Below are 16,299 nucleotides of genomic sequence, written 5' to 3'. Positions count from 1 at the left end.
TCTACTTTTTGGAGTGCAGTTCAAAAAAATAGTGCCTTCACTTTAATTAAATAGTAATCAATAATATAAGAGTAAATAGTGATAAGGTGAAGGCAACTCAAAGTAAATTAAATAACAGCTAAATCAGCAAAATAAGCAAGCAAAAACGCCTAAGGGGGCGTTAGCTTACGCTCCCGTAGATGTAAGCTATCACTCAAGGGAGCGTTAGTCGTCGCTCCCTTGAGTGATGGGCAACGCTCCCTTAGGCGATTTATAAAATACCTTACTGTTATAAACAAACACCACGATGTTTTTAAAAATCATAAGGTTGATTGAAAAAAACATAAGGTCGTTTGTTAATAAAGATACGGTCGATTGATGACAAACTCCTATCGTTTGCAATCAATCGACCGTATGTTGATTTACTTACCATACATGCGTGTACGTAACTCTTTGATATGATCGGAAGTTATGTACTCGTCATACTCCATCATCTTATCGATTATACCATTCGGTGTCAATTCAATCACCCGATTGGCAACCGTCTCAATAAACTCGTGGTCATGGGAAGAGAAGAGGATATTTCCTTTATAAGACTTCAAATTATTGTTGAATGCCTGAATGGATTCCAAATCCAAATGATTGGTCGGAGTATCCAGTATCAAACAGTTAGCATTGCGGAGCTGCATACGTGCAATCATGCAACGCATTTTCTCACCTCCGGACAGAACGCTGACTTTCTTTAAAACCTCTTCACCGGAGAAAAGCATACGTCCGAGGAATCCTTTCATATAGACTTCATTTCCTTCTCCGAACTGGCTCAGCCAATCGACCAGATTTAAATCCGTATTAAAGAAATCGGTATTATCCAATGGCAAATAGGCCGTAGTTATGGTCACACCCCAATTATAAGAACCGGCATCCGGTTTCATATTACCGTTTATAATTTCAAAGAATGCAGTCATCGCACGAGGATTGCGTGAGAGAAATACAATCTTATCACCTTTCTCTACATTAAAATTCACATCGTTAAACAATACCACACCATCTTCCGTCTTCTTACTTAAACCGGAAACTTCCAATATCTGATTACCCGGTTCCCGTTCCATTGAGAAAATAATACCCGGATACTTACGTGAAGAAGGTTTGATTTCCTCTACATTCAGTTTCTCCAACATCTTCTTACGGCTGGTAGTCTGCTTGCTCTTAGCAACATTGGCAGAGAAACGGCGGATAAACTCTTCCAATTCCCTTTTTTTCTCGTCAGCCTTAGCCTTTTGGTTCTGTTGCTGACGCAATGCCAACTGACTTGATTCATACCAGAAACTATAGTTACCGGCAAACAGGTTGATCTTTCCATAGTCAATATCGACCGTATGTGTACAAACAGAATCCAGGAAGTGACGGTCGTGACTGACCACCAATACTGTATGCTCAAAGTTAGACAAATACTCTTCCAACCATGTAACAGTCTCCATATCGAGATCATTGGTAGGCTCATCCAGCAATAAGTTATCAGGATTACCATAAAGTGCCTGAGCCAGCATGACACGTACCTTTTCCTTACCACTCAACTCACCCATCAACACATAATGTTTATCTTCACTGACACCTAAACCACTTAACAGGGCGGCAGCATCACTTTCCGCATTCCATCCGTCTAACTCAGCAAATTTTTCTTCCAGTTCAGATACTTTCAAACCATCTTCGTCTGTAAAGTCTTCCTTTGCATAAAGAGCTTCGCGCTGTTTCATGATGTCCCACAAAATGCTATGTCCCATCATTACAGTATCCATTACTGTAAAACCATCCCACTTAAAGTGGTCCTGACTCAATACCGACAAACGCTCGCCCGGACCTAAAGTTATCGTACCTTTCGTCGGGTCAAGATCACCTGAAATTGTACGTAAAAAAGTAGATTTGCCGGCACCGTTAGCACCAATGATGCCATAACAGTTACCATTCGTAAATTTCAGATTCACATCATTAAACAAGACTCGTTTACCGAATTGTACTGCAACATTAGAAACTGTAATCATTATCCTTTATCTTAATTTATATATATTAAAAAAATCAGAGTGCAAAGGTAGGGATAATTCTGCCATAATGCCATAAACCGATAGTTTTTTCATTCTGTTTTTTTTATTATTCACCAAAAAAGTCTACTTTTGCACGATTATTTGGAAAGAGAACAATATTGGCAAACTATTTGTTGCTACGTTGTAAACTTAAACCTCATATAATTATGGCTAATTATCATTCAAAAAAGAACAAAAAGACAATCAATATGGATCCGAAAGAAAAGAAAGTAAAGGAAGAAGAGTTGGAAGATACCAACACTGAAACCAATGAACAGGAGACAGAAGATACTGTAACAAAAGAAGTTGCAGACGAAGGAAATGACATAGAAAAGCTATTGGAAGAAGCAAATTCGAAAGTAGAAGATTTGGAAGATAAATACTTACGTCTTTCTGCCGAGTTCGATAACTACCGTAAACGTACGATGAAAGAGAAAGCAGAACTCATCAAAACCGGCGGTGAAAAGGTTGTTTCAAGCATACTTCCCATACTTGATGATTTGGAACGCGCCATCAAAAACATGGAAACATCAGAAGATATAGTAGCCATGAAAGAAGGCGTAGAGCTGATTTACAATAAGTTCATGAAAGTTCTGGCAGAAAACGGAGTGCAAAAGATAGAGACGAAAGATAAAGATTTCGATACAGACTATCATGAAGCGATAGCACTCGTTCCTGCTCCGACAGAAGAACAAAAAGGTAAAATTCTGGATTGCGTGCAAAACGGTTATACACTTAATGATAAAGTAGTACGTCACGCCAAAGTCGTAGTTGGTCAATAATTAATCTTTAGACAGCAAACATGGCAAAGAGAGACTATTATGAAGTGCTGGAAGTAACGAAAACAGCAACAGTAGAAGAAATAAAGAAAGCATACAGAAAAAAAGCCATCCAATATCATCCGGACAAAAATCCGGGTGATAAAGAAGCCGAAGAAAAATTCAAAGAAGCAGCCGAAGCTTATGATGTATTGAGCAATCCTGACAAGCGTGCGCGCTACGACCAATTCGGTCATGCGGGTATGAGTGGTGCAGCAGGAAACGGAGGACCATTTGGCGGATTCAGTGGCGGTATGTCTATGGATGACATCTTCTCTATGTTCGGCGATATATTCGGCGGACATGGCGGCGGAGGCTTTGGTGGTTTCGGAGGCTTCGGCGGTGGAGGTCAGCAGACACAACGCCGGTTCAGGGGTTCCGATCTGCGTGTAAAAGTCAAACTGAACTTACAAGAAATCTCTACCGGAGTAGAAAAGAAATTCAAGTTAAAGAAATATCTAACTTGTACCCATTGTCATGGAAGCGGTGCAGAAGGTGGTGACTCGGAAACCTGCCCTACTTGTAAGGGTAGCGGTACAGTCATTCGTAACCAACAAACTATTTTAGGCACTATGCAAACTCGCACCACCTGTCAAACCTGTGGCGGTGAAGGAAAAATTATTAAAAATAAATGTAAAGAGTGCTCGGGTGAAGGCATTGTATACGGAGAAGAAGTAGTCAGTGTAAATATCCCCGCCGGCGTAGCAGAAGGTATGCAACTTTCCATGAGTGGAAAAGGTAATGCGGGAAAACACAATGGCGTTCCGGGTGATTTACTAATCTTGGTAGAAGAAGAGCAAGATCCAAACTTAATCCGTGACGAAAACGATTTGATATACAACCTATTGCTAAGTTTCCCGACAGCAGCTTTAGGAGGTACGGTAGAAATCCCGACAATAGACAGCAAGGTGAAGGTTAAAATAGAATCCGGAACACAACCGGGCAAGGTTCTTCGTCTGCGTGGCAAAGGTCTGCCGAGTGTCAATGGATACGGAACAGGAGACTTACTGGTAAATATCAGTATCTATGTTCCTGAAGCATTGAATAAAGAAGAAAAGAGTGCTTTGGAGAAGATGGAAGCATCAGAAAACTTCAAGCCTAATACAAGTATTAAAGAAAAGATATTCAAGAAGTTTAAGAGTTTATTTGATTAGGAATGATTTTCCGACTCTCTCAGAAAATATTATTTACCCAAGTTTACGGCATCAAACGTATCTTGGGTAATTTTATATACCCATGCGCTTAACAAGCCTTACACCGTATAAGTCAAAACAAAGTCCTTATGAATTAAATATTTAATCAAAAATTGGTTGTTAGTCCCTGTTTTCAATTCCATAGCATGAAACGTACCTTGCTCTGCAGATACAAAAGGAAATATACGAATATGTTGCTTCAACTCCACTCCTTCCAACCCAAGCACTTTAAAAACAGTTTCTTTAGCCGACCAATAAAGTAACAATTTATAGATGTCATCCTTATCTACCTGCTTTTCTTCTTCAGGCTGGAGAAACTTATTACGAACCCTGCAAACTTTATCTCCATACTGTTCTATATCAATACCCACCTCTTTGAAAGGATGTAATGCAACAGCTGCATATCCTTTCGTATGCGATATACTGATATGATAGGATTCATCCTCCAAAAAAGGCTTTCCGCTTTCCTGATGCTGTATCGTCTTTGTCTCATTACACAATTCTGCCATTAAAGAATTGACTGCAATTAGCTCACGTTCACGCTTACTCAAATCCGGAGCATCATCCATCTTCCAGATTCCCCAAATAAGCCCGTTCTCACTATGTTTACAAAGAATCGGCATATCAATGATTTACAGGAGTGAAACTTTCCATCATACGAACAATATCTTTACGAACATAATCCAGATAAGGAGCAATAGAGTCTGTATTGGGGGCAGAATTAAAGTAGAGAGAAGCATTAAAAAAATAACTGGTACTATCCGTCAGTGCAATCTGCACGGGAGTGGCAACCGGACCTTTAATGTCATACAGAATGCCATAAACTCTTATAAAATCATTCGAGTAAAATTGCTCCTTAATCGCCGTAGCTACATTCGTATGCGAATAAACCATTCTCCGGCTTTCTTCTGTCATCTGATTAAACTTTTCAGGAACAATTTCATGCCATGTACAATAAATTTGCGCATTCAATTCAGGATACACTACATCACAGAAGTATTCTCCATCTTTATTCTTCCGGACGGAAAGTTCAGCCTGATCAGATATTTCAAAACGAAACGGGAAAGAATCCGGAGACATGCTATAAGTTGCTTCCGGAAGTTCTATCTTACGGACATTTTGTTTATTATCCGAATGGGAACAATTAAAAGCTGCCATTGATATGAATAGTAAAAATAGTATATAGGCAGCCATGAAAAGGTTATGCTTCTTCTTTATGGTCGTCATTGATAGTAAATTTTACTTTTAATATACGGCGGTCATCCATCTCCAGTACTTCAAACGTATAATCTTTATATTCCAATTTTTCATGAAGTACAGGAAATTCCCCTTTTATCTCTAATAATAATCCGGCAAGAGTATCAGCCTCGTTCGCCTCCGGTTCAAATATATCCGCACTCAGTTTTGTTATCTTATAAAAATCCGTCAACTGAGTCTTAGCTTCAAAAATATACGTACGGTCATTCAATTTCACATAAGTACGTTCTTCCTCATCATATTCATCATTGATTTCACCTACAATTTCTTCAATAATATCTTCCATTGTTACAATACCGGAAGTTCCTCCGAATTCATCGACTACGATAGCAATATGAATCTTATTTGCCTGAAAATCACGAAGCAAATCATCAATCATTTTCGTTTCCGGAACAAAATAGGCAGGACGAATCAATGACTGCCAACGAAAATTATCGCCCTTATTCAAATGCGGCAACAGATCTTTTATATAAAGTATACCTTTAATATTATCTTTCGATCCGGAATAAATAGGAATACGTGAATATGCATTGTCTACCACACACTGTAGAACATCCTTAAATGGAGTTTTCAAATCCAAATCTACAACATCCAAGCGTGAAGTCATAATTTCTTTTGCTGTCTCACCACCAAAACGGATAATTCCTTCCAATATATTATTTTCCTCCGAAATCTCACTCTTATCCGTCAATTCCAAAGCATGAGATAACTCATTTACCGAGATATTATAATTCTTCCTCTCAATATGCTTGTTCACAAGCGTAGTGGAATGTACCAATAACGAGGATAAAGGTTTGCAAATCCGTTTTAAGACAGAGATAGCAGGTGCTGTAAAACGGGTGAATTTCAACGTATTCTGTGCCGAATATATTTTCGGCATAATTTCTCCAAATAATAACAGTAAGAATGTCAGAATGACCGTTATCACTATAAACTGCAACACTTTTGACGATCCAAAATTTATCCATGAATCGAAAAAGAAATTCAGAAGCATGATAATCGTGACATTCACAAAGTTGTTCGATATAAGAATCGTTGCAAGCAAGCGTTCCGAATCATCCAGTAATGCCATAATTTTAGCATCCGAAGGATGTTTCTCTTCTTCTATTTCACTCTTATCTTTTGGAGACAACGAAAAAAAGGCTATCTCCGAAGCAGAGACAAAACCGGAAGCAAACAATAACAATATAGCTAAAATCAAAGCTATAATAGCTCCTATGGAAGGAGTCATTACGGTTACACCGTCAAATAAATTCGCCAAATGGCATAAATACGAGTCAGGGTCCAAGGAATTGGGTTTTAGTTAAACAATCTAGAACGGTAAATCATCTACCGAGTTATCCTGTATTGGTGATACATTAGGTTGCTGCACTGATTGAGGTTGTCCTTGCGGTTGGGCAGGAGGAACATATGCACCACCCTGCGAAGCAGTACCTTTCGGAGATAACATCTCCATATTATCAGCAAATACTTCCGTTACATATCTTTTTTGACCATTTTGATCATCATAAGAGCGAGTTCTGATTTTCCCTTCAATGTAAAGCTTGTCACCTTTGTGAACATATTTTTCAGCAACTTCTGCCAATCCGCGCCACAGCACGATATTGTGCCACTCCGTACGATCAGGTACTTGCGTACCATTTTGCAATGTGTATCCTCTTTCTGTTGTTGCCAAAGAAAAAGTAGCCACAGCTACTCCAGAATCCAAATATCTTACCTCAGGTTCTTTCCCCACATTGCCAATCAACATTATCTTATTCAATGACATAATCTTACTTTATTAGTTATTTGACGCCAAAATTAATTAGAATTACAATATAAAACAAACTTTGAGATACAAATTCATCATGTTTTCCGCCTATAAATTTAAAATAAGCACTTATATTGATAAATCATTTCATCTCCAAAAGATAGTTATTTCTCAATCACATCACAACATACCTCAAGCAAATACAAATTTCACTTTAATGAAACGATTCGAATACCTTTAAAAACATATCCGAGAATAACTATCTCCTCTCCTATTTTTAGCTTACACAGAAGCAACCTATACAAACAATCTATAATAAAACGCATTCTTTTTATATTAATCTTCAAGATAACAGTTTTATTTCCCTATAATTCATAGCAGATAAACATCAAAGAACAATGTAAATAACATTATTCTATCATTTATCTCATTTTAAAATTAAAAATATACTTATCCAATCAGATTACTAAATATTTAATTTATAATCTTTTAGTTTATATTAGCGTAGTAAATGGATAAAATATTTAAACAATTAGCGTAGCTGAGTAATGGTGATTTATTAGGTAAAATGAATAACAGCAACTAAATTTGTTTTCATAGCACAGAGAACAAAACAAAATTTTAGTTTACAAAAAAGATGCGCACATGAAACACTTACTACTTCTCAGCTTAGCATTGGTATTACTAACACTATATCCTATATATGGATATGAAGTACCAACTACCGTTCAAAAAAAGAACATTTTATTAGAAGAATTTACCGGAATTCATTGTGGAAATTGTCCTGACGGACATGCTATTGCCAATACTCTGGCAACTTTCCATCCGGAAAATGCGTATGTAATCGCCATACATTCCGGATATTATGCAGAACCGAGCAATGGTGAACCCGATTTTCGCACCGAAATAGGGGAACAACTTGATGTTGCTATGGGTGCCAACAAGGCGGGCTATCCATGCGGAATGATAAACAGGACATTTTTCTCTGACATTTCAACATCAATACTTATAAGCCGTTCCCAATGGATCAAAAAAGCAAAAATAATACATGAGGAGGATGCTCCTGTAAACCTTTGGATTAGTAGTTCTTATGATGGGAATAGCAAGGAACTTAAAATAAAAGTTGAAGGATATTATACTTCAGAAGTAGAAGATACAGAACAATACTTGAATGTAGCATGGATTCAAAACAATATACTGGGTCCACAAAACGGAAGTCAAACAGCAAGTGGAACTTATGTTCATAAACACATGCTACGAGGATACGTTACTCCAATATGGGGAGATGAAATCAGTCCGGCACCAGCCAAAGGAAGCTATTTTACCAAAGAATATACATATACAGTTCCTGCCGACATAAATTCGGTTGAAGTTAAGCCGGAAGATATAGAAGTTTTGGCATTCGTCACGACGAAAGATAAAGTCGTACAAAATGTTACCGGAGGGAAACCGGTTTATAATAACTATTCCAAACCGATTGGAGGAAAGTTATATGAACCAGATATGGTTATCAACGGACGTTACGGATACAATTTCTTTGAGGTTAAGCTAACTAATACTTCCGATCAACCCATTACATCAGCAGACTTTAAAGTTACCATCAACGAGGAAGAGCAAAATGCCGGTTGGACAGGAAACATTGCTTCTTTCGCAACAACAGCTATAAAAATTCCCGTATCATCGTATACCATAAAAGGAAGTAATAAATACAAAATTCAATTAACCGCTATCAATGGAACAGCATTCAACGGAAATGTTTTAGAAGGAGATTTCTCCAAACCCATCGAATCAACTCCGATAATCTTTATTGAATTAAAGACAGATAAGTCTTCCGAAGAGAATACATATACGATAAAAGATCAGGATGGAAAGATTATAAAACAATTTGGTCCTTATGAGAGTGGTAAAAGCGAAGTATATCAAGAGAGTGCACAATTAGAGCCAAACAAAAATTATTGTTTCGAAATTACAGACACTTGGGGAGACGGGATACAGAATCCACCGGGATATTTCAAACTATACAAGGATAATCACGATCTTATCGCTCAAAATTATTCGATTACATTGGCAGGCACACGGGCTTTCTTTTATACATCATTGCCTTCAGCAATAACAAATAAAGAAATTGTATCCGATGCTATAATTACGGTAAATCCTGATAATAAAAATATAGAACTCAATTTTAAGCCCTCAAGCACAGGAAAAGCAATATTCACCGTTTATTCCCTGATAGGAGAAAAACTATTCTGTGAACACAACTTTGTGAGATCCGGCGAAACATACAAGCAAATTTATCCTTTCGGGGAACTAAAAACCGGAGTTTACCTTTTCAATATAGAGCAAGGTAACTATATGAAAACACTCAAATTCATTATTAATTAGAGAACAAGGCGCTTTATAATACTAATCCTTTAAATTTTAAATGTATGAAGAAGTTTTTACTAACATTATGTGTGTGCTTACTCGGCACAATCACTATGACAGCTCAATGGTCAAGTAACCCCCTGAAGAACAACAGGATATCGGTTATAGGCAATGAAGTTTGGAATCACCAATTCCAAATAGCTCCTGACGGAACCATCTATGTAATGTATCAGACCCCAATTTACGATGACCCATGCGAGGTTATCGTACATCTTCAGATAATGGACATTAAAGGCAAAAAACTATTCACAGAAGATGAAGGTAAAATAATCAGTCGAAAGCGAAGCAGATCCTACGTGATGGTAAATGAAGGACTACTTGTAGATAAAGACGGAAATGCCATTATTGCTATAAGCGATAGCCGTAATTCTCCGGCAGAATACCAAAATCTAAGCTATACTCTTTATAAAGTATCACCAACAGGTGAAATGCTTTGGTCTGAAGACGGACTTGATCTAGAAGATGGAGAAACTACCGATCTTGAAGGTTTCTTCAAAATGATTCAATTGGAGAATGGCAATTATATTGTCAGCTGGTTTGGAATGGGCGGAACGATGCTACGCTGTATCTCACCTTCCGGAGAAATTTTATGGAAAAAAGATTATCTAAGTGGAGTCTATCCTTACCTCTGCAAAGCCGGCAATAATGAATTCATTATTGTTTATAGCGGAGGCGGCATCAGTGCCAAAAAATTCAATGCAAACGGTGAAGAAATCTGGAAAACAACTGTTTTTAGCGGACAATTACCATCGGATGTTTCCAATATACCTTTTTATGCTGTAGTAAAAGCATTTCCTGACCCGGACAACGGAGGAGTTTTCGTCAGCTGGTATGATTTCCGCAATGATCCGAAGCTTCCTTCCCCATACGTATCTTATATAAAATCCGACGGAGATTACGGTTTTGTATCCGGTAATCAGGGAGAGAGAGTAGGTTATACGGAAGGATTGGGAGGTTATCGACCGGAGCTTTACTACGATAAAGAGGATAATACGCTTTTCGCATGTTGGATTGAAAAGAATGCAAATCAAAACCACTTTCGTTTGATGGGGCAAAAAATGGCAATGACCGGTGAACTAAAATGGGAAGAAACGGGAGCTATTGTTGCTCCGTATTCATCGACTGCCATAGGTTATCAATCTATACAAAAAGCAGGCAACGGACAAGTCGCTGCATTCTATATGTTGGAAGCCGCATGGGTCGACGTAAAAGCCTATATGACTCTTATGAATAAGGCCGATGGTCAAGTTACGAATGTGGATGCAGACGGACATGGTATGTGTTTTTCTTCTTTTGCCTGCAATAAGGGTGATCTCGAGTCATCTCCGTTGACAGACAATTGGTACTGGGTTACTATGTGGAAAGACAAACGGGAAATAGAGGGTGTCACAGTCGACAACAGAACGTATATGCAAAGAATTAACCTTGACGGTTCATTAGGATATAAAGAAAAAGGTCCGGATGGAATTGCAATCAATGAAATAAACAATAGTCAATCACTGTCGGTTATTCCAACCTTAATTGATAAGCAGGCAGAGATAACGTTGAACATCGAAGAAACCGGAAAAGCCCGAGTAGATGTATACTCTGTCTCCGGACAAAAGGTGGCAACTATATATGACGGTGTAATCACACAGGGAATGCATACCATCGTTTGGAATAAAGAGGCAAATATAGGGAGTGGCATTTATATCATAAGATGCCAAACTAAACAGGATAGCAAATCAACACGAGTAATTGTGAAATAAATACTAACACTAAAAATAAACGATCATGAAAAGAATTAAGGATTTATTAGCCGGAATGATGATGGCATTATTGTTGCCATACGGACTATATGCAGACGTAGATTATGCTATAACCGATTTTCAGATTCCATCTCAAATAACAATCGGGACCACCGGTATAGTGAAAGTTACAGTAAAAAATGTCGGAGATACAGCACCTGTTACAGAAGAATTTTGGGAAGTCAATTTATGTGACGAAAACAATAACAGCCTTGCAATGCATCGCCCTGCAAGAGGTAGCTCCGAAGCACGTTTACAACCGGGAGCGGAAGTTAACATAGAATTCAGTATCACACCGAACTTGAATTTCAATGCCAAGCAGAAATATTATGTTAAAATAGAAGGGGATGACGTAAATAAAGAAAACAATACATCCGAAACAAAAGAAATAAATATACTTCGCCCCACTTATCCGAAAGTCACAAACTTAAAAGCAGAGCAGATTGGTGAGGATATAGCCTTATCATGGGTAGCTCCTGTGTTCGGAGACTCTATTGCCTTTTTCAGATATAATATCTATCTTAACGGAGTATCTATTACTGATAATTCCAACCCCGACCTGAAAGATATAACTAAGGCTGCATATACGTATGTAGGTACCGAACCTATAATATACAAATTCAAAGTTACAGTTTTTTATGATAAAGGTGGAGAAACAGTAGAATCTGATTTTTCTAATGAAGTGACAGTGGATTGCAGTAGCGATCGAATCATCTACTATCAATCGTTCGATACGGAAGAAGACTTTAATACAATGACAATCATTAATGCCAATGATGACGCAAGAACCTGGCAATATAATGAATCGACACAAATAGCTTTCTACCAATTCAATATGGCCAATGGTGCAGATGACTGGTTAATAACTCCGACTATCCAGCTGAAAGCAAATTCCTTATATACATTGAGTTTCAAAACCGGTAATAGAAATAGAGATGCAGAGCGTATTAAAGTAGCAATGGGCACAGCTCCTACCGTTGAAGGTATGACCACGGAGTTGGTATCTCCAATGGAACTTACAGACGGTGAATGGCATACGATAAAAGTAACGGTTTCTGTCCCCGCAGATGGAGATTATCACATCGGCTTCCAAGCATGTAGTGATGCAGGAAAGTTCCAGCTACAACTCGACCAAATAAAAGTTGAACAAAACATAGGCTATGACATGTTCTTGGAATCCGTAGAAGCACCATTGGAAGTAAAGGCAGGGAATGATGCGGAAATCAACATCAATGTAAAAAACATGGGATCATTAACAGCTTCGGGTTATACCGTAGAACTATATAGCGGGGAAACGGTATTAGAGTCCAAAGCCGGTTCCGAAGTGAATCCCGGCAAGACATCAAAAGTTGCATTCACTATAAAAACGAAGTTGGAAGATTCCGGCATTCTCAACTATCACGCAATTATCAAATGGAGTGCAGATTTGGATAATAGTAACAACAACAGCGACGAGATAGCCATTAAAATCATTACTCCGAAGTATCCTACTGTAACAGATTTAAATGGTAGTGAAGATGAGGGAACGGTTAATTTAAGTTGGACAGCTCCGGATTACAGTGCAGGTTCTCCTATCTCAAAATCTATGACCGACGGATTTGAAGATTACACAGCATTTGCCATAACAAACATAGGTAATTGGACGATGGTAGACGGTGATGAAGGAGAGACCGGTGCAGCAGGAGAAGGCACGTATGATAATGCAACTGCCCCGAAAGCCTATATGGTATTCAATCCTGCTTCTGCAGGAGTAGCCGATGACGAAATGTGGAAACCTTATTCCGGCGAACAAATGTTAGTTTGTTTTGACGGACCGGCAACAAATGACGACTGGTTAATCTCTCCGGAGATCGTAACAGGCGGACAAGTAATCTCTTTCTATGCAAAAACAGCGGATGCTAAGGTAGGAAACGAAACATTTGAAGTGCTGACCTCTACTACCGATAATGCAACAACCAGCTTTACAAAATTAGAAGAAGTTACAAGTGTTCCGGGAGAATGGACATCCTATACATTCACTATTCCTGATAATGCCAAGTACTTTGCAATCCATTGTATATCATCAGATGTAAGCGCGTTGCTAATAGACGATTTGTATTATTCATATAAGGACGGTATGGAAAGTTTGACACTGAAGGGATATAACGTTTACCGCGATGGAACAAAAATAACGGAAACTCCGGTCAACGCAACAACTTACGCCGACAATACAGTAGGTAAAAATACACATACCTACAAAGTAACGACTGTATATGACAAGGGTGAATCATTATACTCGAATGAAATCAGTATAAATGTAATAGGAAATGCCATAGAATCAACTTCAGCCGAAAATATTATTATCACAGGAAGTGAAGGCAGAATAAAGATCTCCGGTATAACTAATGAACCGATACAGATTTACACAGTAGACGGTAAGTTAGTTTACAGTTCATCTAAATCCGATTCAAGTGTAACAGTCAGTGTATCAACAGGTAGTTACATTGTCAAAGCCGGGACGAAAGTGGCTAAGGTATTAGTTAAATAATAGTCCAAAGAACATACGGTCGATCGATTGCAAACGATAGGAGTTTGCAGACAATCGACCGTATCTTCGTAATCAAACGACCTTATGTTTTTTTCAAACAACCTGATGATTATTTAAGAGACCCGTTATGTTTGAAAAAAACATCAAGGTCGTTTTTAATTCCTAAGGGGATGATGTTCTACGCTCAAGGGAGTATTGCCTAACGCTTAAGGGAGCGATAGCTTACATCTACTGGAGCGTAAGCTAACGCCCCCTTAGGCGTTTTGGCTTGCTTATTTTGCTGATTTAGCTATTATTCAATTTACTTTGATTTGCCTTCACCTTATCACTATTTGCGCCTTTGTGATTGATTATTACTCAGTTAGAGTGAAGGTACTATTTTTGTGAACTGCACAAAAAAATGGACAAGTCAGAATTAAAGTTCCTCCTCTGTTTATAGAGGAGGTGTCACGTAGTGACGGAGGAGTTCTTTTTTAAGTTGAGAATTGAGAAAAAGACACTCCCTCCCCTCTTCAGAGGTACTCCCTCTATAAACAGAGGGAGCTTTTGTCATTTATCACGCATGAACTACCCCAAAAAATAGATCACGTCATCCGCGAACCATCGGCTTTTACCGCATAAAAAGTTACCTTCACTCTAACTTGTTATTATATAACGATTTACCTTCAAATAGTGATAAGGTGAAGGCAAATTTCACCAATTTAAAACTGCTCTAAAAATGAATGAATCAACTTGGGAACAGCATAATCCGGCAAATCTTCCCGCTTTATTTTAGTAAATCCGGCAAAAGAACAAGAATCTTCAGGGAGTTCCACTTCATAGAAATCAGTATAAAGTATCTGATGGGAAAGAACATGCTTTACTCCTTTTTTAAGCAAACGAACCGACACCGGTTGTTCATCCTTCGTTAAAAAAGTCTGAAAAGCCGGAAGTGCAAATAGCTGTTCTTCTCCCTCCAACGCCATATCCGTTTCTATCAAAGGTAATTCGTACAATCCTTTCCAAATATCGTCATCAGCCCGCTTATTTATAAAGGTATACTCCCCTATCCGAACATATAAATAAGTAAAATAACGATTACGGACTTTCGTTTTTTTCTGTTTTGCAGGCAATTTATCTACCAGACCTTTCGACAATGCGGCACAACTGTCTGCCAACGGACAAAACAGGCAATCCGATGCGGAAGGCGTACATTGCAATGCTCCGAAATCCATAATAGCTTGATTATATAAACCCGGACACTCCTTATTTAATAGTTCTTGCGCCAAAGCGGCAAACTCTTTCTTTCCAACGGTACTGTCTATCGGTGTTTCAACTCCAAAATAGCGGGAAAGAACACGGTAGACATTTCCATCAACAACTGCATAAGGCAACCCGTAAGCAATGGAACAAATAGCAGCAGCCGTATAATCGCCAACACCTTTAAGCGCACGCACACCCTCATAAGTCTTAGGAAAATCCCGACCCGCTACGCTCTGCGCAGCAGCATGCAGATTGCGGGCACGTGAATAATAACCCAAGCCCTGCCAAAGCCTCAGCACCTCATCTTCCTTTGCATACGCCAACACATCAACCGTGGGGAAACGATTGATGAATCGCAAATAATAATCATATCCCTGTACTACTCGCGTTTGCTGCAAAATGATCTCTGAAATCCATATCCGATACGGATCGGTAGTATTTCTCCAAGGCAAATCCCTCTTATTACTGCCATACCAATCAATAAGCGTATTACTGAAATCTTTCATCAATTGTTTTCATTTCCGATTGTAGCGGCAAAGATACAACCATTCGGGATATAGACAATCTCTCTTTTACTCTTTTTACAGAATACAAGAAATATCATTCATACATTATTAATATAAAGCAACCGAACCATGAATAATCATAACGTTCAAACATGCCCTGAAAAGATTTTCTATAAAAATGTTCATAATATATTTTTTTGAGAAACTAAAAAGCTATATATTTGCATTCCAAAATTTTAAGAGAACGTATAACTATATTTTTAGTAAAATGACAAAAGCTGATATCGTAAACGAGATTGCCAGAAATACCGGCATCGATAAGACAACAGTGCTTACAACCGTAGAAGCATTCATGGATGCTGTAAAAGGCTCTTTAGAAAGAGAAGATAATGTATACCTCCGCGGGTTTGGTAGCTTTGTAGTGAAGAAAAGAGCACAAAAAACAGCTCGTAACATCTCTAAAAACACTACAATCATTATTCCAGAGCACAATATACCCGCATTCAAACCTGCAAAGACATTTACAATTGCAGTAAAAAAATAACAAACAAGAGTATTAACCCATAAAATTTTGAAGCTATGCCAAGCGGAAAGAAGAAAAAAAGACATAAAATGTCTACTCACAAGCGTAAAAAAAGACTAAGAAAGAACAGACATAAAAGCAAAAAATAAATTTTAGTCTGCAAAACAGAAATAAAGAACAAACTTGCAAAGAAATAGTCTTTCGGGTTTGTTCTT

The 16,299-nt window shown here is 38.2% G+C and carries 12 protein-coding genes; 6 read left to right on the top strand and 6 right to left on the bottom strand.

The genetic code is table 11. From position 1 onward, the window contains the following. Positions 1–401 precede the first annotated feature (401 nt). The gene (locus DXB63_RS06270; RefSeq protein ID WP_122125553.1) at positions 402–2,018 is read right to left on the bottom strand and encodes an ABC-F family ATP-binding cassette domain-containing protein; all 1,617 of its coding nucleotides are present in this window, start codon (positions 2,016–2,018) and stop codon (positions 402–404) included. Between the two features lie 206 nt (positions 2,019–2,224). Between DXB63_RS06270 and DXB63_RS06265 the strand changes: the two genes are divergently transcribed. Both DXB63_RS06265 and dnaJ read left to right on the top strand, forming a co-directional pair. Then, entirely contained in the window at positions 2,225–2,839 is a 615-nt protein-coding gene (locus DXB63_RS06265) for a nucleotide exchange factor GrpE (RefSeq protein WP_233522810.1), read from the top strand. Positions 2,840–2,859: 20 nt separating this feature from the next. Continuing rightward, positions 2,860–4,029 carry a molecular chaperone DnaJ gene (dnaJ, locus tag DXB63_RS06260; RefSeq protein ID WP_122125552.1) on the top strand — a complete coding sequence of 390 codons (1,170 nt, stop codon included), beginning with the start codon at positions 2,860–2,862 and terminating at the stop codon, positions 4,027–4,029. A gap of 98 nt (positions 4,030–4,127) precedes the next feature. On the opposite strand, the gene DXB63_RS06255 is transcribed toward dnaJ, so the two are convergent. From DXB63_RS06255 to DXB63_RS06240, 4 genes are read right to left on the bottom strand one after another with little or no spacing between them, the layout of a single operon-like run. Continuing rightward, on the bottom strand, positions 4,128–4,691 hold the full coding sequence (locus DXB63_RS06255; RefSeq protein ID WP_122125551.1) for a 4'-phosphopantetheinyl transferase superfamily protein: 564 nt from the start codon (positions 4,689–4,691) through the stop codon (positions 4,128–4,130). Position 4,692: 1 nt separating this feature from the next. Next, positions 4,693–5,295 carry a gliding motility lipoprotein GldD gene (locus DXB63_RS06250; RefSeq protein ID WP_122125550.1) on the bottom strand — a complete coding sequence of 201 codons (603 nt, stop codon included), beginning with the start codon at positions 5,293–5,295 and terminating at the stop codon, positions 4,693–4,695. After that, positions 5,270–6,613 carry a gliding motility-associated protein GldE gene (gldE, locus tag DXB63_RS06245; RefSeq protein WP_122125549.1) on the bottom strand — a complete coding sequence of 448 codons (1,344 nt, stop codon included), beginning with the start codon at positions 6,611–6,613 and terminating at the stop codon, positions 5,270–5,272. Before gldE ends, DXB63_RS06250 begins: the two co-directional genes overlap by 26 nt. Before the next feature lie 24 nt (positions 6,614–6,637). Continuing rightward, positions 6,638–7,093: a single-stranded DNA-binding protein gene (locus tag DXB63_RS06240; RefSeq protein WP_122125548.1), complete on the bottom strand. Its 456-nt coding sequence runs from the start codon at positions 7,091–7,093 to the stop codon at positions 6,638–6,640. A gap of 627 nt (positions 7,094–7,720) precedes the next feature. Here DXB63_RS06240 and DXB63_RS06235 point away from each other — a divergent pair. The 3 genes from DXB63_RS06235 to DXB63_RS06225 are packed head-to-tail and all read left to right on the top strand — an operon-like array spanning position 7,721 to position 13,813. Then, entirely contained in the window at positions 7,721–9,457 is a 1,737-nt protein-coding gene (locus DXB63_RS06235) for an Omp28-related outer membrane protein (protein WP_122125547.1), read from the top strand. Between the two features lie 44 nt (positions 9,458–9,501). Beyond that, on the top strand, positions 9,502–11,247 hold the full coding sequence (locus tag DXB63_RS06230; RefSeq protein ID WP_122125546.1) for a T9SS type A sorting domain-containing protein: 1,746 nt from the start codon (positions 9,502–9,504) through the stop codon (positions 11,245–11,247). A gap of 25 nt (positions 11,248–11,272) precedes the next feature. After that, entirely contained in the window at positions 11,273–13,813 is a 2,541-nt protein-coding gene (locus DXB63_RS06225) for a choice-of-anchor J domain-containing protein (protein ID WP_122125545.1), read from the top strand. A gap of 701 nt (positions 13,814–14,514) precedes the next feature. Here DXB63_RS06225 and mutY read toward each other — a convergent pair. Further along, entirely contained in the window at positions 14,515–15,561 is a 1,047-nt protein-coding gene (gene mutY, locus DXB63_RS06220; RefSeq protein ID WP_122125544.1) for an A/G-specific adenine glycosylase, read from the bottom strand. 268 nt (positions 15,562–15,829) lie between these two features. Here mutY and DXB63_RS06215 point away from each other — a divergent pair, with 268 nt between their 5' ends. Then, positions 15,830–16,105 (top strand): HU family DNA-binding protein, encoded by a 276-nt coding sequence (locus tag DXB63_RS06215; protein WP_122125726.1) that lies wholly within the window; start codon positions 15,830–15,832, stop codon positions 16,103–16,105. Positions 16,106–16,299 lie beyond the last annotated feature (194 nt).

Source organism: Bacteroides sp. OM05-12 (assembly GCF_003438995.1).
GTDB lineage: Bacteria > Bacteroidota > Bacteroidia > Bacteroidales > Bacteroidaceae > Bacteroides.
Note: the sequence above shows the minus strand (reverse complement) of the source record. Positions and strands in the feature narration are given on the sequence as shown.